Source organism: Coraliomargarita sinensis (assembly GCF_003185655.1).
Classification (GTDB): Bacteria; Verrucomicrobiota; Verrucomicrobiia; order Opitutales; family Coraliomargaritaceae; genus Coraliomargarita_B; species Coraliomargarita_B sinensis.
Genome location: NZ_QHJQ01000001.1, coordinates 502,145 through 522,964 on the forward strand (window position 1 = coordinate 502,145; position 20,820 = coordinate 522,964).

The 20,820-nt window shown below is 54.7% G+C and carries 20 protein-coding genes and 1 tRNA gene; 18 read left to right on the forward strand and 3 right to left on the reverse strand.

Annotation, left to right across the window (positions count from 1 at the left end):
* The first annotated feature begins 124 nt into the window (after window positions 1-124).
* The 9 genes from DDZ13_RS02125 (at window position 125) to DDZ13_RS02165 (ending at window position 6,740) form a co-directional block, all read left to right on the forward strand.
* Window positions 125-199, forward strand: a tRNA-Arg gene (locus DDZ13_RS02125).
* A 410-nt stretch (window positions 200-609) separates the two neighbouring features.
* Complete coding sequence (locus tag DDZ13_RS02130) at window positions 610-3,156, forward strand: tetratricopeptide repeat protein (protein ID WP_146209200.1); 2,547 nt, start codon at window positions 610-612, stop codon at window positions 3,154-3,156.
* Between the two features lie 21 nt (window positions 3,157-3,177).
* Window positions 3,178-3,837: a MotA/TolQ/ExbB proton channel family protein gene (locus tag DDZ13_RS02135; protein ID WP_110129771.1), complete on the forward strand. Its 660-nt coding sequence runs from the start codon at window positions 3,178-3,180 to the stop codon at window positions 3,835-3,837.
* Window positions 3,834-4,352, forward strand: coding sequence for an ExbD/TolR family protein (locus tag DDZ13_RS02140; RefSeq protein WP_110129772.1), 519 nt, complete (start codon window positions 3,834-3,836; stop codon window positions 4,350-4,352). The genes DDZ13_RS02135 and DDZ13_RS02140 overlap by 4 nt, the downstream gene beginning before the upstream one ends.
* Before the next feature lie 16 nt (window positions 4,353-4,368).
* Entirely contained in the window at window positions 4,369-5,136 is a 768-nt protein-coding gene (locus tag DDZ13_RS02145) for an energy transducer TonB (RefSeq protein WP_110129773.1), read from the forward strand.
* Window positions 5,137-5,236: 100 nt separating this feature from the next.
* The gene (locus DDZ13_RS02150) at window positions 5,237-5,671 is read left to right on the forward strand and encodes a deoxycytidylate deaminase (RefSeq protein WP_110129853.1); all 435 of its coding nucleotides are present in this window, start codon (window positions 5,237-5,239) and stop codon (window positions 5,669-5,671) included.
* Between the two features lie 6 nt (window positions 5,672-5,677).
* On the forward strand, window positions 5,678-6,253 hold the full coding sequence (locus tag DDZ13_RS02155; RefSeq protein WP_110129774.1) for a YqgE/AlgH family protein: 576 nt from the start codon (window positions 5,678-5,680) through the stop codon (window positions 6,251-6,253).
* Between the two features lie 96 nt (window positions 6,254-6,349).
* The gene (gene ykgO / locus DDZ13_RS02160) at window positions 6,350-6,475 is read left to right on the forward strand and encodes a type B 50S ribosomal protein L36 (RefSeq protein ID WP_110129775.1); all 126 of its coding nucleotides are present in this window, start codon (window positions 6,350-6,352) and stop codon (window positions 6,473-6,475) included.
* A 19-nt stretch (window positions 6,476-6,494) separates the two neighbouring features.
* Window positions 6,495-6,740 (forward strand): type B 50S ribosomal protein L31, encoded by a 246-nt coding sequence (locus tag DDZ13_RS02165; protein ID WP_110129776.1) that lies wholly within the window; start codon window positions 6,495-6,497, stop codon window positions 6,738-6,740.
* A 53-nt stretch (window positions 6,741-6,793) separates the two neighbouring features.
* Here the strand turns inward: DDZ13_RS02165 and DDZ13_RS02170 are convergent, their stop codons facing one another.
* Entirely contained in the window at window positions 6,794-8,353 is a 1,560-nt protein-coding gene (locus tag DDZ13_RS02170) for a ComEC/Rec2 family competence protein (protein WP_158279750.1), read from the reverse strand.
* A 166-nt stretch (window positions 8,354-8,519) separates the two neighbouring features.
* Between DDZ13_RS02170 and DDZ13_RS02175 the strand changes: the two genes are divergently transcribed.
* The 9 genes from DDZ13_RS02175 to DDZ13_RS02215 all read left to right on the forward strand — a co-directional run bounded on the left by DDZ13_RS02175 (window position 8,520) and on the right by DDZ13_RS02215 (window position 16,936).
* A complete protein-coding gene (locus DDZ13_RS02175; protein WP_110129778.1) occupies window positions 8,520-9,872 on the forward strand; it encodes a replication-associated recombination protein A in 1,353 nt (450 codons plus the stop codon).
* A 31-nt stretch (window positions 9,873-9,903) separates the two neighbouring features.
* Window positions 9,904-10,380, forward strand: a complete 477-nt coding sequence (locus DDZ13_RS02180; RefSeq protein ID WP_110129779.1) for a hypothetical protein — start codon at window positions 9,904-9,906, stop codon at window positions 10,378-10,380.
* A gap of 18 nt (window positions 10,381-10,398) precedes the next feature.
* On the forward strand, window positions 10,399-10,851 hold the full coding sequence (locus DDZ13_RS02185; RefSeq protein WP_110129780.1) for a phage holin family protein: 453 nt from the start codon (window positions 10,399-10,401) through the stop codon (window positions 10,849-10,851).
* Between the two features lie 81 nt (window positions 10,852-10,932).
* Window positions 10,933-12,330: a dihydrolipoyl dehydrogenase gene (lpdA, locus tag DDZ13_RS02190; RefSeq protein WP_110129854.1), complete on the forward strand. Its 1,398-nt coding sequence runs from the start codon at window positions 10,933-10,935 to the stop codon at window positions 12,328-12,330.
* Between the two features lie 260 nt (window positions 12,331-12,590).
* The gene (locus DDZ13_RS02195; RefSeq protein WP_110129781.1) at window positions 12,591-14,030 is read left to right on the forward strand and encodes an NfeD family protein; all 1,440 of its coding nucleotides are present in this window, start codon (window positions 12,591-12,593) and stop codon (window positions 14,028-14,030) included.
* On the forward strand, window positions 14,027-14,491 hold the full coding sequence (locus tag DDZ13_RS02200) for an NfeD family protein (protein WP_110129782.1): 465 nt from the start codon (window positions 14,027-14,029) through the stop codon (window positions 14,489-14,491). Before DDZ13_RS02195 ends, DDZ13_RS02200 begins: the two co-directional genes overlap by 4 nt.
* On the forward strand, window positions 14,488-15,519 hold the full coding sequence (gene floA / locus DDZ13_RS02205) for a flotillin-like protein FloA (RefSeq protein WP_110129783.1): 1,032 nt from the start codon (window positions 14,488-14,490) through the stop codon (window positions 15,517-15,519). Before DDZ13_RS02200 ends, floA begins: the two co-directional genes overlap by 4 nt.
* Window positions 15,520-15,598: 79 nt before the next feature.
* Complete coding sequence (locus DDZ13_RS02210) at window positions 15,599-16,297, forward strand: hypothetical protein (RefSeq protein ID WP_110129784.1); 699 nt, start codon at window positions 15,599-15,601, stop codon at window positions 16,295-16,297.
* 126 nt (window positions 16,298-16,423) lie between these two features.
* Window positions 16,424-16,936 (forward strand): NUDIX hydrolase, encoded by a 513-nt coding sequence (locus DDZ13_RS02215; RefSeq protein WP_233246055.1) that lies wholly within the window; start codon window positions 16,424-16,426, stop codon window positions 16,934-16,936.
* A gap of 36 nt (window positions 16,937-16,972) precedes the next feature.
* On the opposite strand, the gene DDZ13_RS02220 is transcribed toward DDZ13_RS02215, so the two are convergent.
* Together DDZ13_RS02220 and DDZ13_RS02225 are read right to left on the reverse strand one after the other, a co-directional pair.
* Window positions 16,973-17,674 (reverse strand): hypothetical protein, encoded by a 702-nt coding sequence (locus DDZ13_RS02220; RefSeq protein WP_110129786.1) that lies wholly within the window; start codon window positions 17,672-17,674, stop codon window positions 16,973-16,975.
* Window positions 17,675-17,678: 4 nt separating this feature from the next.
* Window positions 17,679-20,714: a hypothetical protein gene (locus DDZ13_RS02225; protein ID WP_110129787.1), complete on the reverse strand. Its 3,036-nt coding sequence runs from the start codon at window positions 20,712-20,714 to the stop codon at window positions 17,679-17,681.
* Window positions 20,715-20,820: the final 106 nt, after the last annotated feature.

The window sequence follows — 20,820 nt, forward strand, 5'->3', positions numbered from 1 at the left end:
GGAGCTGTATGCTTCGTGCAAGTCTTAATTTCAGGCAATTTCTTACGCTTCTTTGCCGTTTTCGTGCCGCACGGTAATCAAATCTTGAAGCGGAGCGGCTTACGCTTAGCTATGAAGGGCATGGGTCCCCATAGTTCAATGGACAGAACCGCTGTTTCCTAAACAGTTAATCTGGGTTCGATTCCCAGTGGGGGCACCAGCCTTCGCAGGAGCGAAGCGATCGGCGAAGGCTGTCACGCCGTAGCCTTCACCCCGTGAAGCGGAGGCGGACCGTATGGCAGGTCGGTTTCGCTCCTGGCTGCGGCTTGGCAGGCCAGCTTTAAAAGGAGCGAAGCATACCCGGCATAGCCTGAAAGGCGAGGCACGGACTTATTTCTAGATCGGCGAAACAAGAGCTGGTTCCCGGGCGACACTAAAGTTTAGTTATTCGCATGCGGGAACGTGCCTAAATTCGTTCGTGTCGATCAATAAGCCGTTGCATCCACGCAGCCATCCGATTCTTATCCAATAATTCTTATTTCGTATCGAGTGAACAGGTCGACTTCAACTGGGACTTTTCTTTTAGCTCTCCTGTCTGGTTTGTGGACGTTTGCCAGCTCCCAGTCTGCGGTGGCAGCTCCTTTGACGAGCGATGCGGCTTACGTCACCGACGAAGTCGCCGCGTTGAAATATGATTGGAAAATTGAGGCCGGGCGGGCCGCCCTCCGATCCGGTTTGTCTGCGACGGCAACGGATATTTTCAGCTCCTTGTACGAAGACCCCAGCCTTCCGAACGGTGATCGTGCGGACATAACCCTGCATTATGTTGCCGCGCTGATCGCCCAGTCAGAATACGACCGGGCTTCAGAAATTCTCAGTAATTCTCCGAACCTTGAGGCGCCCGCCAGGCGTGGGCTTTATCAGGCCAGTATTGCCTACGGGAAGGCCCCTGACAGGGGTTATGACACAATCCGCGCTGAGCTCGCAGGAGTCGATCCGGATGCGCTGAGTCCCCTCGACTTGCCTTGGTATTATCTGTTAAAAGGCGTATTGGCGGACGCCGGGGACAAGCCGAAAGAGGCGGAAAGCTTCTTTCAACAAGCGGAAAAATCTGCTGCCAGTTCTTTTCAGTCGGCCTTGTTTTCCAGCTTGGTCATGCGTCAGAAGCTGTTGCATTCCCCCACCGATGAAAATTTGCTGGTTGAGATCCGTGAGAAGTTTGAGTCGCTGTCCGGGCAGTCGGCCGCCTTTCCTTTTCTGCGGGAATATGTCGTGCTTCTGCACGGCATGGGGAAAGATGCCGAAGCGATTCGCGTGCTGGAGTCGGAATTGGCCAATGTCGGTGCGGGGTATTCGATCGATGAACGGGCCAGCCTGCTACTCTTGAAGGGCTTGATTCTGGGGCTGGATTCCAGCGCAGGCTGGGCTTCCTTGAAAGAACTAGTCCGTGCGGGCATTGATTCGGAAGCTACGGTGATAGCGCTGCAATTGCTGGGTTCCGTGCCGGAGCGCGAGGCGGATCTGATGGCAATGCTGAACGAGATTATTTCCAGGCCGGAGCCTCATCCCCTGATTGCCCAGCTGTATTATATGCGCTGCCAACTCGCTCTGGCCAATCCTGAAATGACAGCATTGGCCGAAGCGGATGCACGCTATCTCTTAGAGCAGTTCCCCGGCTTGTCTGAGATTAACAGTGTTTACCGCTTGCTCGCTTATGCCGCATTGCAGCGTAATCCGCCCAGATACCGGGTGGCTGCGGATTACTTGCTCGGACTTCGTGAACAGTCGACCGATCCCCAAAAAGTCGCCCAGCTGAATCGTTTGATCGGGGATTGCTACTTCCTGAACCGCGACTACGCCAATGCCGTCGATTTTTATGTATCCGCTCATTCCAGTGCGAAGCCGCTTTCCGAAGTGGGCAACGTGCTTTTACGCCTGGTGATCTCTCAAATCAAATCCGGCCGGGTTGAAGCGGCACTGGAGAATATTGACCAAGCGGATTTTGCCGGCCAGATGAGTGATGCGGATCGTTGGCGGGCCGAATGGAGCCTTGCCCTGGCCCTGCAGTCGAATGGTCAGGCCGATCAGGCGCTGGAACGTCTTCGTTCCTTGGTCGGTCGTGATACCTCCTCGGTCCCGGTGGCATTGGATTTGCGTCTCCGCTGGTTGGAGGCGCATCTCAGTTTACAATTGGGCGATAGTTCCGGCATTGCCGAAAAGCTTGAGGTGCTTCTGGCCCGGATTGATTCGCTGCCGGAAGATGCGCTCGGTCCTGTGGAAAGCTCGCGCCTGAAATCCGAGTTATTGCTCTTGCAGGCAAAAACCCTGATTGCCCTCGAAGATGCGGAGTCTGCTTTTGATGTGATTGCGGTGATTCGGGCGGACTTCAGCGATCTGATCGCCGCCAAACGAACTTATTTCACCGAGTCGGCCTACCATGCTTCCGTGGGCGATTTCCGTGCCGCACAGCAAATTCTTAAAGACTTTGCCGCGGACTATCCGGATAGTGATCTTGTGCCACAAGCTTTGTTCGAAGCGGCATTGCATTGCCAGAGGCAGGGGCCGGATAGCTACGGGGAAGCCGTGGTCTTGCTCGATCGTCTGGTTCAGGAGCATCCGGATAGCGACCTGGTCTATTATTCCGGGCTGAAGCAGGGAGACTTATTGCGTTTAATGAACGATTTTGCCGGGGCACAATTGGTTTACGAAAATCTGATCAACAGCTTCCCCACGCATCGACTGCGCTATGCGGCTGAATTGTCCAGGGCTGACTGTATCGCAGCCCTTGCTCAGGATAGTGGCGATCAACTGGTGGAAGCGACGGCCATTCTCGAGCGTTTGGTTGATCGACCCGACCTGCCGGTTGAAGTCCAGATTGAGGCAGGCTACAAGTGGGGCAGCATTTTACTGCGCAATGAAGACTTTGCTTCGGCCAAGACGGTTTACGGGCTGGTGGCCAGTCGTTATCTTTTCGATTCGGAAAATGCCGCGGCGTTGACTTCCGTCGGGCGCTACTGGTTGTCGAGAACGATTTTCTCGCTCGGCGATTTGTTGGAAGAGGGTGGGGAGGCCGCTGAAGCCGTGAAGTTGTATCGTAAGCTGGTCGCCTTCAACCTGCCCGGCCGCAGTCTGGCACTGTCGCGTATCAGTCAATTACAACTAGCCGAAAGCCCCTAAAAACAGTTAAAATTCAAAACTATGGAGTTCATCGAACACAATTTTATCTTACAGGGCGGCGTGGTTATGTATCCGCTCCTGATTGTGAGTATTATCGGATTTGTGATTTTTATCGAGCGTACGCTCTTCCTCCACAAGGGGCAGATCGGGACGGAGGACTTTCTTGGCGGTATTAAAAACCTTGTCCGCAAGAAGCGTTTGGTCGAAGCGCTGGCCCTGTGCGAAGATACTCCCGGTCCCCTCGCGAGAATTGTGAAGTCCGCTCTTTTGCACTACGGGGAATCGAAGGATGCAATACGGTCTGCGATTCAAGGTGCGGGCATTGTTGAAATCCCTGTGCTGGAGAGGCGGATCGGCACGCTCGCTACGCTCGCGCGCGTAGCTCCGTTGCTGGGGTTCCTCGGTACGTTGATCTCCGCTTTGCAAGCACTCTACTATCTGGAGGCCGCCAATGCGGACAGTGGCGAATTCAGCCGCTTGCTGGCGGAGGCCTTGATCACTTCCGCCAGCGGATTGGCGATCGGGGTCATGGCGGTCTTGGCCCATCACTTTCTGATCGGCCGTGTTCGCGCGCTGGTGCATGATTTTGAATGGGTTGGGCATGAGATATTCGAATTTCTCACCACCGACCGGGAATTACTGGCCAAAGCCGGCGCGGAGGAATCCACGAAAGAGTCATGACCGAGGAGAACCAGGAATACGCTAACCTGCAGAGTCGTTCTTTCGCTGAGCCATTTGGCTTCAGGGGGCGGCTGCGCCGTGCCGATACACGCATCGATTTTATTCCGGTGCTCGATATGATTGTAATCGCGATGCTTTTCAGCCTGCTCTTTACCAGATTTGTCACATTGCCGGGGGTGCGCGTGGATCTGCCCGTTACAGAAATGAGAATGCAACATTCCCAGCAAGCGGTGGCGGTGCTGACGATTGGCAATAACGGAATGCTTTTCTTTGACGGCGCGGTTTTTGAGTCGGCCACGATTCAACGTGGATTTGAGCGATATATCGAATCCAGCGATGGCGTGGAACCGGTGTTACTGGTCAAAGCCGATTTCGCCATGGAGATGCAGGATTTCCTGCGTCTATGCGAATTGGCAAAGGAGGCGGGTTTTGTACAGGTGCAACTCGCCGGAAAGAAAGAAACCGCCGTTGAGGAAATGCTTCCGGATACGATGCGAAGCCCCGGAGAGAGTTAAGCCCTGAGGTAATTCAATGAGTCATCAATTCGAACAGACAGGCGAAGTTCGGAACTCGCGGCATATTTCGCCTTTGCTGAAAACCGCGCTACTACTGGGCGTTCTGGTTCATTTGGCGGGTTTTTTTATGTTCCGGGTCATCTCCAGCCCCTTGCCCTCGCGCGAAGAAAGCACCGCGTTCATCTCACTGGTCCCGACTGAAGTGGAAGGGGACGAGGCGGAGTTGGTCGAGCAGGCCAGCCTTTTTGACTCCGCACCTTTGTTTGTCCCCGGGGAGTGGAGCTCGGCATCGGGTGTTTTTTCTTCGAAGATTCTACGTAACTGGCAGGTTTTTCCGGACTATGAGCCGGATATTGAGCTCATGGCTGAAGTGAAGCCGGACCGTCTTTCGCTCCAGCAGGCTACCGAAGTGCGGGAGCCTATGGACCTACTGGCCCTTCGCTTCTGGGACATGTTCAGCTATTTCGGGCAGGGCGGAATCGAGGCTGAAGCCCCTGAGCGCTGGGCCTCTGTCGCCGTGGCGACGATTATTAGCGGGAACAGCGCCTACCCGCAGGACTTCAATTTACGAATTAAGGCTGATTTGCCTTCGGGTGAATTTGCTGAACGACCGGTCGTTTTCTATGTCAATATGACCGCTCCAGGCCTTCTGACGGGAGCTCCTGTGCTTCGCCAATCCTCGGGTTCCGCCGATTTGGACGCCGAGGCCGTGGCGTGGTTGAAACAGGCCAAAATCTTGGCTCAGTTGCCAGCCGGCTTCGTGGAACTGCGTATTTTCCCTTAATCGTGTTCACGGTTGCGGCAGCGGTTTAGTTCTGACTTCCTCATCACTTATGGATCACAACGAGAGTCATTGGCAGTCCGCTCTGGGCGATTTGGAGAAAATGACGCAATCCTGGCCGGACCGTCCGTCATGGGACGTCTACTTTATGGCAACTGCCATGCTCATGGCGACCCGGTCAAGCTGCGAGCGCCTCCATGTCGGCTGCGTTATCGTCTCCGGTGGAGAGCACAAAAACCGGATTATCGCTGCCGGTTACAATGGCTTTTTGCCCGGTTCGCCGCATGTTTCAAGAGTTCGTGACGGACACGAACAGGCGACTGTTCACGCGGAGCAGAACGCGGTCAGTGATGCAGCCAGACGTGGGGTTTCCCTGGAAGGCGGTACGGTCTACATCACACACTTTCCCTGTATCAATTGTGCCAAGATTCTGGCGGCAGCGGGGATTCATTGCATAAAATATCACCGTGACTATCGTAATGACGACCTAGTCAAAGAAATACTGACAGAGAGTCAGGTCAGGGTGGAGCAGTTGTAGTAGGAGATGCGCTTTTATCAGCAAAATACATCGGCAGAGGGAGATGCGCCCGCAACGGGCTCGCTGCTGATTGCCCACCCCATGCTACAGGACCCCCACTTCCGCCGGACAGTGATCTTTCTGGCTTCGCACGATTCGGCTGAGGGTACGCTGGGGCTCGTCATGAACCGTGCGATGAACAAAACACTTGGCGAGTTGGAAACCGAACTCTCGAATCCGACCCTCGCGGCAATTCCGCTTTACGAGGGTGGGCCAGTGGCTTCGGACAAATTGATTTTGGCGGCCTGGAGATGGGTGCCCGAGCAAGGTTCCCTGCAACTCTACTTTGGCATCGATAGTAGTAAGGCCGAGCATCTGCTCAAGAACGAGACGGGCTATCAGGTTCGGGGCTTCATGGGGCATGCCGGTTGGACCGAGGGGCAATTGGATTTTGAAATGGAGCAGCAGTCGTGGCTGGTTGCGAGTTGGTCCCCTGAACTAATGGAGGAGGAGGGCGAGCAGATCTGGCGAAATATGCTTTTGCATAAGAATCCGGCCATGCGCCTGTTGATCGACGCTCCGGATGACCCTTCGCGGAACTGATCGGGAGGCGTCTAATCAGGCTAAAATATTTCGGGCTTTGCCATTGACAGCCGGTAGAGTGCCCCCTTTTTTCTCCAATTCCTCTAATTTCCCGCTATGAAAGTTGTTTCATCACTTAAGTCTCTCAAGGACCGCCACCCGGACTGCCAAGTCGTGCGCCGGAAAGGTCGTGTCTATGTCATTTGCAAGTCCAACCCGCGTTTCAAAGCGCGCCAGGGCTAATTAACGAACAGGAATATCCGTGAAAGCTGAAATCCATCCCAAGCTCAATCCAGTCGCGTTTGTCGACGTTTCCACTGGGCACAAGTTTCTCACCCGTTCAACGATGCGCGGCAGCAAGACCGAAGAGATCGACGGTGTCGAGCACCAGGTCGTCATCTGCGATATCACTGCTGATTCCCATCCGGCTTACACCGGTGAAAAGCGTTTCGTCGACACCGCAGGTCGCGTCGAGAAGTTCCAGTCGAAGTTCCGCCGCCGCCGCTAGGCTGCAGCAAGTTAACACTTTCCGAGAGGCCTGCTCATCCGAGCGGGCCTTTTTTATGCACTGCCCCAAAGCAGGCCCAGTGTTAATGCGAATATCACGACGAGGGGTGGCACTGCGAAACGGAGGAGTGGACTATGTTTATTCCCGATTAGGATGATCGATGCCATAAAGCAAAGCACGCAGAGATAGCTTACTATGGTCGGAAATTCGGGGCAGTGAATGATCGCCCATGGTAGTGTGAGGTTCATTCGTACCAGGCCGTCCATTATGCTGATGCCGACCCAGGCGGAATGATTCAAAAATCCGGCCAGCCCTCCGAGCCCAAGGCTGGCCACGGTCAGTGAGATCACACCACCGCTGATGACCAGTGCGGCTAAATTCACGAGCAGGATGTTCACGATGACTGAGTATGGTGCAATAAAGCCAAAGAAGCCGGCGCTGAGCGGTGCGCTGGCCAGCCAAGCGGCGAAGCTGATCACGACCAGCAGCAATAACTTATCCATGACCCAGAATTTGATTTTGGCATAAGTGGACCAATTTGATTCAGGCACGAATTTATTCGGACGTAAGACAGGCCAGAGCACCTCGCGCAAAGGTAGTCCGAAAAGCAGGATGCTGATCACCACAAGATAAGACAATTGGAAGCCCATCTGCCAGAGCTGCAATGGTTGGATGATCAGAACCAATACGGCAGAGGCGGCCAGAGCGGACAGGGGAGAGCGCTGGCGCTGCACCGCCATGCTCACCCAGAAAAAGGTCACCATCAGGAAAGCGCGAACGGCCGAGGGAGCTCCGCCGGTAATTTCGACATAAAAATAAAGTAGGGGCAGCCCAATAAGTGGTCTCACTTTTGAGGGCAGACGAAAGAGTAAGAGGACCTGCCAGATGACGGTCGCAATCACCCCGATGTGGAGTCCGCTGATCGCAAACAGGTGCATGGTGCCGGTCATGCGGAAGCGGTCTGTTTGTTCATCGGATAGCTCGGTCTTCTCGCCCAGTAGCATGGCAATGTAAATTTGGCTGAGTTGGCTTGCGTCCGGTTCGCCCAGGCGAAGGTGATCCTGGAATTTCTTATTGGTATGGTGGCAAAACTTTTGGAATGCAGTGGGCTCGCGTAGCAGTCTGACGCCACCAGTTTGTTCGAAGCGGTAGTGTATGCCGGTTTCCTGAAGATAAGCATCGAATGAGTCGGGCACCGCCTCCTCTGGAATCGGGTGGAGCACACCGATCACCTGTATCGCGAGCCCCCGTATGATATTTAGTCTCGTCGTATCGTCGCGAGAGAGCCGAAAGTATATCAGGCTCCCTTTTTTCAGTCGGCTCGTTGGGGAGGCATCGATGACGCGAGCCACCCCGGTGGAGTTGCCGTACGTGTTTTCCGCCTGCATGACGCGCTGGATTTCAAATTCAACCAGTGCTTCCCTGGGCGGTAGCGCCAGCTGGTCCGAAGTCGGCTGAGTCGGCAGGCGTGCCGTCCCGTAGAACCAGAAGCCAAGCACCGTGCTCGCGGCAAAGGTTGCCAGCCAGAGCCCGGTTTTTTTCTTCAGTGCCAGAAGTGCGGATATTGCCGCTAGGACTACTGCGCAAAAGGCGACCCATGATCCGGCGGGCATCGCCCGAGCGAACAGGAGGCCCGAAATCATCCCCGGCAGGAAATAAAGGGCGGGGGCACGCTGCGAAAATTGATACCTTAAATCCACGTTGAAGAACGTTAGAGTTCAAGCTAGCTGCCGCGCCTTCGTTCTTGCAAGGTATTTGGAGGCATCTGAGTCTTGAGTGATGTCGAACGACCCGGAACAGGCAGATATCTTCGGCCAGGCAAAATCGGAAGGTGTCGCAGAAAAAGTTCGCCCGCTTGCGGTGCGTATGCGCCCGCGCCGCCTTAGTGAGGTCATTGGCCAGAACCATATCGTTGGCGAAGGCTGCCTATTGCCCCGGCTCATTGAGGCGGACAATTTTGGCAGCCTGGTTTTTTACGGCCCCCCAGGCTGCGGAAAGACCTCGTTGGCAGAGGTTATCGCCATGGAAACCAAAAGTAAATTCGTTCGGATTAATGCGGTGTTATCCAACGTGGCCGAGCTCCGCGAGATTTTGCGACTCGCTCGCTACGAAGCAGAAAAGCGAACGATTCTGTTCATTGACGAAATCCACCGCTTCAATAAATCGCAGCAGGATCTCCTGCTACCAGATGTCGAGGCGGGCAATATCCGACTGATCGGGGCCACCACGCACAACCCGGGATTTTACATCAATGCGCCATTACTGAGCCGGAGTCATCTTTTCCGGCTTGAACCGGTTGCCCCTGAGGCAGTGGCGTCCGTCCTGGAGATTGCGCTGCAGGATAGCGAGCGCGGTCTCGGCAACCAGCGCTGCACGGCGGATGAAGAGGTCTACCACGCCGTAGCCGACTTTTCGGGGGGCGATCTTCGGCGGGCCCTGAATGCTCTGGAGACTCTCGTGCTCAGCCAGCCGGTGGGAGCGCATATTGATGCGGATGCGGTCGAGGTGTTTGCCCGCGAGCGGCAGATTCGCTACGACCGCGACGAGGACGAGCACTACGATCATGCTTCGGCCATGATAAAGAGCATTCGCGGCTCGGATCCGGACGCGGCGCTCTACTGGACCTTCAAGATGCTGCAGGGTGGGGAGGATCCGCGCTTTCTGGCCCGCCGTCTGGTTATTCTCGCTTCCGAAGATATCGGCCTGGCCAATTCGCATGCACTGACGATCGCGTTGGCTGCCTTCGAGGCCTGTGAGAAGATCGGACTGCCCGAATGTGAGTATAATTTGGCTCATGCGGTTCTCTATCTCGCCACTTCGCCCAAAAGCAATTCAACCACCCTCGCTATGGCAGCGGTGAAAAAATCGCTTCGGGACAAGCCGGTGCAATCTGTTCCTCTCTGGCTCCGCGATGCACATACCAAGACAAACAAGGCTCTCGGCCACGGAAAAGGCTATCTCTACAGTCACGATTTTCCGCAGGCGATATCCGGCCAGGAATACATGCTCGATCCGGAAAAATACTACGAGCCCGGGCATGCTGGCGCGGAAGCAGCCACCGCGGATCGGTTGGAGAAAATACGCCAGATCAAGGCGCGTATTCAAAGTCAGCAGAGCAAAGCCGAGGATTGAACTCTCTCGGTCTTTGAGTATCGTAACGATTATGAAAGCCCTCACCTGTGTCCCTGTCCTCTTTCTTTCTCTGGTTTCTTTGATCCATGCACAGGAAGTGCCTGTCGAACTTCCGGAACCCAGTGAGCCGCCCTACGAAGTAGGTGACCTGCCGCTGAAAAGTGGTTACATCATTAAACGGGAAGATGCTCCGGATCTGAATTTCCGGATCGTGAACAACCGGATGCGTCTCTACTGGATAGATGAGAACGGCCTCATCATGGAGCCGGAAGTTTCCGAGGTAAGCCTGCGCTTTGACGAAAGAAGCATACGCGATACGGTTCGTTCGTATCACCGCCTGAAGCGCTTGTCCGACGATACCGCACTCGGCTCACCTTACCTGCTTATCGTGCCCCACCGCTATTACGTCACGCTTCTGATCAAGCCTTCAGGCTCGGAAGAATTGGAAAGTTACCGATTCCGTTATCTTCCTGCCATGGATGAAGTGGCGCCCGCTGAAACCGATTAGTCTACGCGAAACGTATCGATGGATTTTAAACTACTTTTGAAAACCTGGCTTCTGCTGGCACTTGGTGTCACCATAGCTGCGCATACTGCGAGCGGCATTCACTACGACAGCGGTGGAGCGCTCGTCGTCGCCGTGCTGCTGTTGAGCTTTTGCAATGTCGTGCTCAAGCCGCTGCTCATGCTCTTCTCGCTGCCTTTTATCATACTGACTTTTGGTATCGGCATCTGGCTGATCAACGCCCTGCTTTTCATGCTGGTAGGCGCTCTGGTCGAAGGCTTTCACGTGCTGAGCTTTTGGAATGCGCTTTGGGGCGCTCTGGTCGTCAGCCTGACCGGTGCGGCAGCCAACCTGCTTTTTGGCACCAGTCGCGTCAACGTCCAGACGGGGACGGGCGGTAGTCAAGCGGGCAGCCGTTCATCATCACAGTCCCGCAAACCCCTCAAAGATGATGATGACGTGATTGATATTTAATCGACCCTGTATTTGCAAAAGCTCGATTCGCGGCTTTACCTCTCACTCTCGAAGTCCTTTCATCCTCCTCCTTTTTTAATCATGTCCTCATCTACAAAATACGATCTCGTTGTCATCGGCGGCGGTCCTGCAGGTTATGCCGCAGCCATCCGTGCCGGGCAACTCGGCAAAAAAGTGGCCTGTGTCGAGCAGGAGCGACCCGGCGGTACTTGTTTGAACTGGGGCTGCATCCCGTCAAAGGCCCTGCTGAAAAGCGCCGAGTTTTACAACAAGCTCAAGCACAGTGAAGACTTGGGCATCACCGTTAAAGGGGTGGACTACGACTTTTCCAAGATCATCGGTCGCTCGCGCGATGTCGCCGATACCATGGCCAAGGGGATTGGCTTCCTCTTTAAAAAGAACAAGGTCGACCACGTGATCGGTACCGGAACTGTCTCCGTGCCGGGCATGGTTGAAATCACCGACGGCAAGGATAAGGGTAAGATTCTTGCCGCGGAGAAGATCCTCATTGCTACCGGCTGTAAGCCGCGCCGCCTCCCGGATCTCGATGTGGATGGCGAACGTGTGATGACCTCCCGTCAGGCGCTCGCCATGAAGAAGCAGCCCAAGTCCGTCGTTATTGTGGGTGCCGGCGCGATTGGCGCTGAGTTCGCATACTTCCTCAATGCCTTCGGGACGAAGGTGACCCTCGTTGAAATGCTCGATCAGGTTCTTCCGGTCGAGGACCATGAAGCTGCGGCTGTGGTCGAGAAATCATTCAAAAAAGATGGCATTGACTGTCGCACCTCCACCGCTGTCGAGAATATCAAGGTCAATCCGAAGAGCGTGAAGATGGACTTGGTCAAGGACGGCAAGAAAGAGTCGATCACCGCCGAATCGATTCTTCTCGCGATCGGTGTGGTTGCCAATACGGAGAATCTGCTCTCGCCGCGTGTGAAGCTCAAGCTCGACCGCGGCTACATTTCGGTGGACGACAATTACGAATCGTCCGTCAAAGGCATTTACGCTGCCGGTGATATTATCGGGCCGCCCTGGCTTGCTCACGTCGCGACCTACGAGGCGATTCAGGCAGTTAACGGCATGTTCGGCGAAGGTAAGCCCCAACGCGTGACGGATTTCCCCGGCTGCACGTATTGCCTGCCTCAGGTCGCCTCCATCGGGAAGACGGAGAAAAAGCTCAAGGAAGAGGGCGTCGACTTCAAGGTCGGTAAATTCCCCTTCCAGGCTTCCGGTAAGGCTGTCGCTTCCAACCAGTCGGAAGGTTTCGTCAAGCTGCTTGTCGACAAGAAGTATGGGGAGATTCTGGGGGCTCACATTGTCGGTGCCGATGCTACCGAAATGATCGCGGAATACGGCCTCGGCATGAAGCTCGAAGCCACCGCCGAGGAAATCCACAACACCATTCACGCGCACCCCACCATGAGTGAAGCAATGATGGAAGCTGCGGCCGCAGTCTTCGGCGAAGCGATCCACATCTAGCGGGGGCTAGCTATCCCCTGATGGGATACGGGCCGATTGCAGGGGCTTTCCTCGTGGATGCCCGCAAAGTGGCGAAGCCGCTTGGACGTGGTAAAGCCTCCCACAGTGCTCGCGGGTGGCAGACAAGCCGCACCCCTGCCAGAAAAGTACCAGGACTTGGGCGTCGCCTGCACGCGTCCGGATTTTATCCCGCCTTCACCGGGAACAATCGACCGAGAGTGCTTGCCTTAGCCTGAGGACGTTTCATTGTGCAGGTAACCATGTCGATCTACCGGATCACTCTCGCTCTGCTGGCTTGCTGCCTCCTCTGTTTGCCCTCCACCGCTGAGGAGGAAGTGGCACCTGCTGAAAACACTGTATCCGATCCGGAGGCGGATGGGGGCGTAGATGTCTATGTGATTCCGATTACCGAAGCGATCGGTAAGCCCAACCTCTTTATTCTTCGGCGGGGCCTGAAGGAAGCCATCGAGAATGACGTCGATATGGTGCTACTGGAAATGGATACCCCGGGGGGGCGAGTTGATGTCACCATTGAAATGATGGAGATGCTGGCCAGGTTTGACGGGATTACGGCGACCTACGTCAATGACGAGGCCATCTCGGCCGGTTCGTTTATCACTGCATCGACGCAGGAGATTTATTTCGCGCCGACCGGTAAGATCGGTGCTTCTGCTGTCATTATGGGGGCGGGGCAGGAAGTCCCGGAAACGGCCAAGATGAAAATCGAAAGTTACTTGAGGGCCAATATCCGCGCAATTACGGCGGACTATCCCTACCGCTCCGATGTAATACGAGCCATGCTCGATGCCGAGTATGAGTTGGTCATCGACGAGGAAGTGATCAAGCCCGCGGGTGAATTACTGACCCTGACCGCCAGCGAAGCACTCAAGGAATACGGGGATCCGCCACAACCGCTGCTTGGGAAAGGGATTTACGATTCGGTGGAGGAATTGCTCGACGACCGCTTTGGTCCCGGGAACTACGAAATAAAGGACTTTAAGGTCACTTACTCGGAGCGGATCGCCAAGTGGATGGATACCTTCGCGCCGGCTCTCCTGGGTATCGGCATGCTATTGCTCTTCCTCGAATTCAAAACCCCGGGCTTCGGTATCTTCGGGATCGGCGGCATCGTGCTCATTGCGATCTTTTTTATCAGTCAGCACATCGCTGGTTTGGCGGGCAACGAGGCCATCCTCTTCTTTGCGCTGGGCATCATTCTGGTATTGGTCGAGATTTTCTTTTTCCCCGGAGTGCTCATCTTTGCCCTGAGCGGGCTGGCCCTGATCTTTGGTTCACTGCTCTGGGCGATGGTCGATATCTGGCCCGAAGAACCGATCAGCCTGTCGCCGGAATTTCTGGCGGAGCCCGTAGTGAATCTCGTTTTCGGAATGACGGTTGCCGTGCTCGGAGCGGTTATTTTTGGCCGCTTTTTTAAGGGGTCCTTTTTCGAGCGCATGCTTGTCCTGGAGGATGCGGCCGGGGGCAGCAGTCAGGAGATCCGCGAAAAGCGCGAATCTTCCCTGCCCAAGCCCGGCAGCGAAGGGGTCGCCGTTTCAGACCTTTTCCCCAGTGGTCGGGTCGAGGTCGATGGGAAGCGCTATGAGGCACGAAGTGCACTCGGCCCGATCGAGCATGACAGCCGGATCCGGGTCAAAGCGCACAATGACTTCAGCCTGATTGTCGAGGAGGTGGAGTCATGATGTTGATCTTGGGACTGATCCTGGCCGCTCTGGTTCTCATCTTTTTTGAGGTGATCCTGCCCGGAGGCATACTCGGGCTGCTGGCCCTGGCCTGTATTGTCGGTGCCACCTGGCTGGGTTTCGCGGATTATGGTGTGGCCGGTGGCGCGCTGACTTTTCTTGGATCGTTAATTGCAGTCGGACTCTTGGTCTTTGTCGAATTCAAGCTGATGGCCAATTCCAAGTGGGGCAAAGGCTTCTTCCTGGGCTCTTCTGTCTCGGGGCACTCGAATGTTGCCCAGGGGGAGGACAGTATGATTGGTCAGGAAGCCACGGCGATGACTCGTTTAAATCCCAGTGGAAAGATTGCAATCGACGGACGATCCTACGAAGCTTATTCACAAGATGGTTATATCGATTCCGGAGAGACGGTGATCGTGACCAAACGAGAAAATTTTAAACTCATCATCAAAAAACCATGACCTCAACACCACTCCCACTCGCTCTCACCAGTTGGCAACTAGGCTTGGCCGCGATTCTCGGCCTGATCCTGGTCATTGCCTTTTTTATCATTATTACGTTTTTCAGCATCTGGCTGCGTGCCTTGCTTTCAGGTGCTCCAGTCGGTTTCCCGACGTTGGTGGCGATGCGCCTTCGCGGCGTGCCGGCCTCTGTTATCGTCGATGCCCGAATTGCCGCGGTGAAGGCCGGATTGGAAATGCCGGTCAATGATCTCGAAGCCCATTATCTGGCCGAGGGTAATGTTATCCAGACGGTACAGGCACTGGTTGCGGCGGATAAAGCCAATATCGAGTTGGATTGGCAACGTGCCTGCGCCATTGACCTCGCGACCAAGGGCACCGGAAAGTCCGTGCTCGAAGCGGTTCGTACTTCAATTAATCCGAAGGTAATCAATTGCCCTGACCCTAATGGCGGACGCGGCACGATCGACGGCGTCGCCAAGGATGGGATTCAGGTGAAAGCCCGCGCCCGGGTGACGGTTCGTTCCAATCTTGATAATTACGTAGGCAGTGCTTTGGAAGAGACTGTCATTGCCCGTGTCGGCGAGGGTATTGTGACCACCATTGGTTCGGCGGATACCTACAAGGACGTCCTCGAATCACCCGATAAAATTTCCAAGGTCGTTCTGGAACGCGGACTCGATGTTGGCACCGCCTTCGAAATTCTTTCCATCGATATTGCCGATGTTGACGTTGGTGAGAACATTGGTGCGAAACTGCAGGAGTCCCAGGCCGAGGCCGACAAGAATGTCGCCCAAGCCAAGGCAGAAATGCGTCGTGCCGCTGCTGTTGCCCAAGAGCAGGAAATGAAGGCCCGCGTCGAAGAAATGCAGGCCAAGGTGGTCGAAGCCGAGGCACAGGTGCCGCTGGCACTGGCAGAAGCCTTCCGCTCCGGCAATCTCGGTGTAATGGACTACTATCGCTTGAACAATATTAAGGCGGATACCGACATGCGCGACTCCATCTCCAAAGGGGAAGAGGATAAGTAATGCGCCTTGCGCCATGGCGGGGCGGGCTTGTCTCGCACCGCCGCTGCGCAACCGCTAATTTCAAAAATCGCAGCCCGATATGGACAACCTTCTGGAAATACTCGTCCCGCTGATTTTTGCGGCGATCTACTTCTTCGGGAATATGTTTTCGGGAAAGTCGCAGGAGGACAAAGAGGCACCACCGACCTTGAACCCTCGTCGCGATTCTGACGGCCCGGACGCCGCCGAGCGGCAAAGGCGCATTCAGGAGGAGATTCGCCGAAAGATCATGGAGCGCCGCCGCGCTTCAGGAAGTGGGCAGACCACATCCACGGCACCCAGCGGGCGTGAATTGCGGGAGCGTCGGCAACAGGTGGAAGCCCGGCGCCAGGCTCGTGAGGAGGAAGAGGTCCGCCGTGAAGTCGTGGAGGAAGTGCAGAAGGAGCCGTCTGCTTATTCCATTCCATCGCACGAAATGGAATCGGACCCCGAGTCTCCTACGTTTACCTGGGACGATTCGGATAATGCCTACGATAGTACCATGGAGGCGCGTCTGAAACGTATTGAGGAAACCAAACGGCAGGCAGAAAAGTTACAGAAACAGGCCGCTAAGCGAAATAATACTCCGGATCAGGAGGATAAGCAGGGCAAGCAGCAAACCGGAGGCTATTTTACCGGTACGGTCCGTGATAGCCTAAAAGATCCCCGAGCCGCTCGTGTTGCCTTTATCTACGGTGAAGTATTGGGGCGGCCAATCAGCTTGAGGAAAGAAGCCAGCTCAGTTCCCGGTTTGAACTGATTTGGCGAAATTATTTCGCGGCAAATTGATCTTTTTGTAAGTTGCCGTGTCGTAGTGACGTTCATGTGACGATAGTCATTTCATTTTGCTATGCCTGCTTCTCTCCTGAACCCTACCTGTCCGACCATGACCACAGAAGAACTCTTTGACGTTGTCGATGAGCAGGACCGTGTGCTCCGCTCCGAGGCCCGTTCGGTAGTTCACCGTGATGGTCTCCTGCACCGGGCCGTGCACATCTTTGTTTTTAACTCAAGCGGTGAACTCTATCTGCAACGCCGTTCGATGAATAAAGACAGTGCGCCAGGCAAATGGGTAAGCTCCTGCTCGGGCCATGTCGACAGCGGTGAGAATTATGATGCCGCCGCACGCCGTGAATTGGGTGAGGAAATCGGCCTCTATGATCCGATCAATATGAAGCCGGTTTTTAAGGAAGCGGCCTGCCGTCCAACTGGAAATGAGTTTGTCTGGGTCTATGACTGTCACTCTGAAGGCCCTTTCATACTTGATCCGGACGAGGTTAGCGACGGGCAGTGGATCGGACTGGATGCGGTCAATGGCTGGATCGAAGAACGCCCCCGTGATTTTGCCTGGTCCTTTACTCATTTATGGGCGAAATACCGAAAGCTGGTAGAGCGCTAACTGAAGCCAGGAAGGCGGGAATTATCCGTCTCGATACTAGAGTTCTTCATAGAGCATGTGGCCACCGAGTTTAAGTGAGGCCTTTCTATACGGTGGTGTCAGGAACAGGATTGCCCGGCTTTCGGGGTCGATGCGAAAGCTGTTTCGGTAAACCAGATGATGACGCGACGATCCTTTTGCCAAAATTGATAAGTCGGTTTGGCTGTTGCGGGATAACTCAAAAGGCTGGCTGCATGAGAGACTTTGTAACTCAAACTTTTCTCCTTCTGCCATTCCGATCAAGGGTAGGGCGGTAAGATTAATGATGCGGACCGTACCGCTCTGCCCTGAAGAGCCTCCATCCTCTATCGAGAGAATTTTGAAGGGGTTCTTCGCACCGGAATCCGTTTGGGGCACGAAGACAAAGAGTATCTTATCCGCATCAGGTGGAAGCGGCACCGAACCAAGTTCAACCAGGACGCCTTCTTCATGTTCTTCGCGATGACTACCCTTTTGTAAAAACTTCAGGGTCAGTGCTTCGACTGGAACTTGTGCTGTATATGTTCCCGAGCGTCTCTTGCGATGAAACGTCAATGCCGTTGGTTTGTCGCTGGCGCCTTGAAAGTAAATATTTGAGTAGTTGCCCGGTCTTAGTCCGTAAACGGTGAAACTGATCGATGTCAGCTCATTTTGCTGAGCCGGTATGGCTTGCAGGCAAAAAAACAAAGCAAGGATGATTGCTGTAGCCCGTTGCTTCATAGCTTTAATCAAACTTCGGCGTCAGCCATTCGAATTGTAGTATTTGAAATTTACGTCCGAATTCAGGGTTTGTATGTGCTTCAGCCAGGCGTTGAACGGTGGCCCGACACATTGCGCTTTCTAAGACCCTGCCTGTGCTTGGATCATTGATGTCGGCACGGGCGGTGATTTCGAAGCTATCAGAGCGCACGCTGGCTAAGCTGCCGATCGCATTCAGTAAAGCCCGCTGATCGATACTGCTGGGGCCGTAGGCGGGAATCTCGTCAAAGTCGCCGCTGCGTTGGTTGACCTCCGGGGTCGCATTGATGGCGTCCTGCAGCAGGCCGCTGGAGATGTATTCAGCAAGACTGAAGGGTGGGTGGCCTTCTTCATTATAGAACTCGCGCAGTTCTTCGACGATGGCCTGGCCGAGTTTTATCGGAATGTCCTTTTGCAACTCCCGAAACGACTGAACAAAGGCCGGGTGTTGGCGGTCCGTGTGTAGCTGGACTGAATCGATCCGAAAGGCATTGTCGTAGTCGCCTACCTCTTTTCTCAGCAAGACCTCATAGCGGGGGCCGAATTCTCTCTCCGTGGCATTGAATGCGGCAGCTTCCGGAAATTTGAAAAACCCATTGTTCAGTTTCTTCGGAACGCGAAACCACTCCGGGGGATTCGCGAAGCTGCCTTGTTCGTATCGCATCCGTGCGTCCTCCGCTGCTATGCGGTGCCCGCTCAGCACTTTTTCCCAGGCGAGTGCAGAAGTGGAGTTGAGATTAAACCCGTTCTCTAGAATCAGACCTTCAGCGGCATCGACTCCGCTCAAGGTAAGATTCTCATCCAGCACATGCAGGCGGCAGTTGAGCAATGGTTTCGAGCCAAGGTCTTGATCTGATCCTGACGGGGCGGGCAAGGTGGAGAAGAAGTATCGATCATACACGGCATTGAGTTCTTCGCCCCAGGGGTTGCCGATGGGGTTCGGGCGCTCGCCGGGGTAGTGAATCGCATTGAGAAGGTCGGGATTTGTCGGCTCAACCGTGGCGATATTGAAGACGCGGGCCACCCGGTCTTTCCGACCGGTGCCGGATGTCTGGTAGTAAAAGAAGTCGTCACTTTTGAAGCTCTCTCCCGGGTCGAAAAACCCCGGATCAAAGTCGTTGCTGCTAAGACGGAAATCGTAGGGCGGGGTGTCGGGATCGGTCCATACGGCATTGATGTTCCAGTGGTTAAGGTCGATGGAGAAACTGCGGCGGCGTGGGTCCTGCAGGCTGAGCCAGTTGGAAAGGTCGGCTACCATGGTTTCCGAGTTTTGACTGTCGAGGAATTTGAAGCGAAAGCCGAAGGCATAGCCGATACGCTCTAATGATTCATTGTTCATCCCGAATTGGCCGTCTTTGGAACTCTTCCTCCGGTTGAACCACGTCGCTCTTTGGCCGGACTCATATTCAATCTCGAAATCGGGGTAACCATCGAGTTCAAAGGCATAGATTTCCTTTTCCGCTCCAGTCGAGTTGATTGCAATCACACGAATATCAACGGGGCCGGACATCGTAAATTCACCACTGTATTCATCACTGTTTTTCCCAGCCAGGGCTGTTCCCAAAGGCAGGTGAAATGTTCCGGTATCGCCGGTTCCTCCATTATCACGCGGAAGGGTGGTGTAAAAGACCATGCCGGGCCGCATGGTTTGATCTCCTGTATCCCGGCTCAGAAGATAGCTCAGGTCAGGTAGGCTGCCTGTCGTGGTTTCACCGGAGCTATTGTTTGTGATTGAATAGTTCGGGAGGTTGGAGATTTCAAACCGCAGGTCGGAATACCCCAACTCAGCAGCGAGGTCATCCTTTCCCAGGACGAAGGGTACGGTGTAGGGGTTCCATAGTTCGATATAAAGCTTGTGCACGAGGTAGAGCTCTCCGGCCTCGGTCTGGTCGTCGGCGGCAAGCCCGGCGCTGACTTGAAATTCAGTGATAACCGGCAGAATCGAAAAGTCCTGCTCGGCCGACTCGACAGCGCTTACAGTGTCGCGCGGGATTTGCATCCCCATCATACTGTCTTTGTCGCCAGCAGTGGGATTTGCATTCACGTATAAGGCCCGGGCAAAATCCGGAGTCAGTAAACTATCGGCGTCGGCGTATAAGGTATTTAAATCTGCCGCCGTGATCGTATGCGGATGGATCGTTTTTAAGTAGCTGAGGTCTTTCTTGAGCCCGCCTTCTTTGCTGTTCGAAAGCACGAAGTAATTTTCCAGAGTCACGGCGTGCAGGAACTGGGAAGCGACTTTTTTCTTGAGCGGTAAGGCGAAGTCTTCGACGAGAGGTGCTATCTGACTTTTCGAATTGATCTTTTCGAGCTCGTGCAGGATTGAGTCGGAGGATTCGGTGATATCATACAACGCCTTAAAATCAAAAACCGGGTCGTTCAAAAAGGCTGCGCTGCGCAGCGTCTTTTCGCTATAGCCATAATACTCTGGTGGTGTGGCCTTGCCTTCCAGTGTTGGCAGCTCCTGGGATACGTCATTCACGGGCTTTATTGCGGCCTTGACGCCCTCGTCGGCGACCCACCAGGCGATCTCTGTCTCATTTGATTCGAGCGAGGTTGTTGGCGCCCGTACAGCTGGCACGTCGTAAGGAGTATGGTAAGTGCCGTCACTTCGGTGGTCGTATTCAGCCTGCAGTTGGACTGAAGGTGAATTCGCCGATGGATCGGGCGTATCGCCGGAAACGAGCCAATGCGCCTCTGCGGATTCATTGCTTGTGTCCCATACGCCCGTCCAATAACGATTCTGATTGCTCGCGCCTGTGATCTCCGCTCTGGCCGTGACGCGTTGGTCGGGGCCGGCGTGCCTTTGCAGGTCACCCAGCGCCATCATGAGGGCAAGGCGGGCCGCTTCCCGAGCTCTGAGTTTGGATAATGCGGTCATGCCGGCTTGCTTCTCCATCTGCAGTATCAGCGTCATTGAGACGATCAGCACCACGAGGAAAGCCGTCAGGAAGATTGCCACGATGAGGGAAAACCCCTGCTTCGTGCCTGCTTGTGGGCTCTTTTCGGGAAAGTAAACCAAAATGAGATTAGCAAAAGATGCCAAATCGAGCCTCCAATGACTAGTACTTTCTCAAAGATAGCCTTTCCGATGGGCGCATTCTTGAATTTTTTACATTCGGCGACAA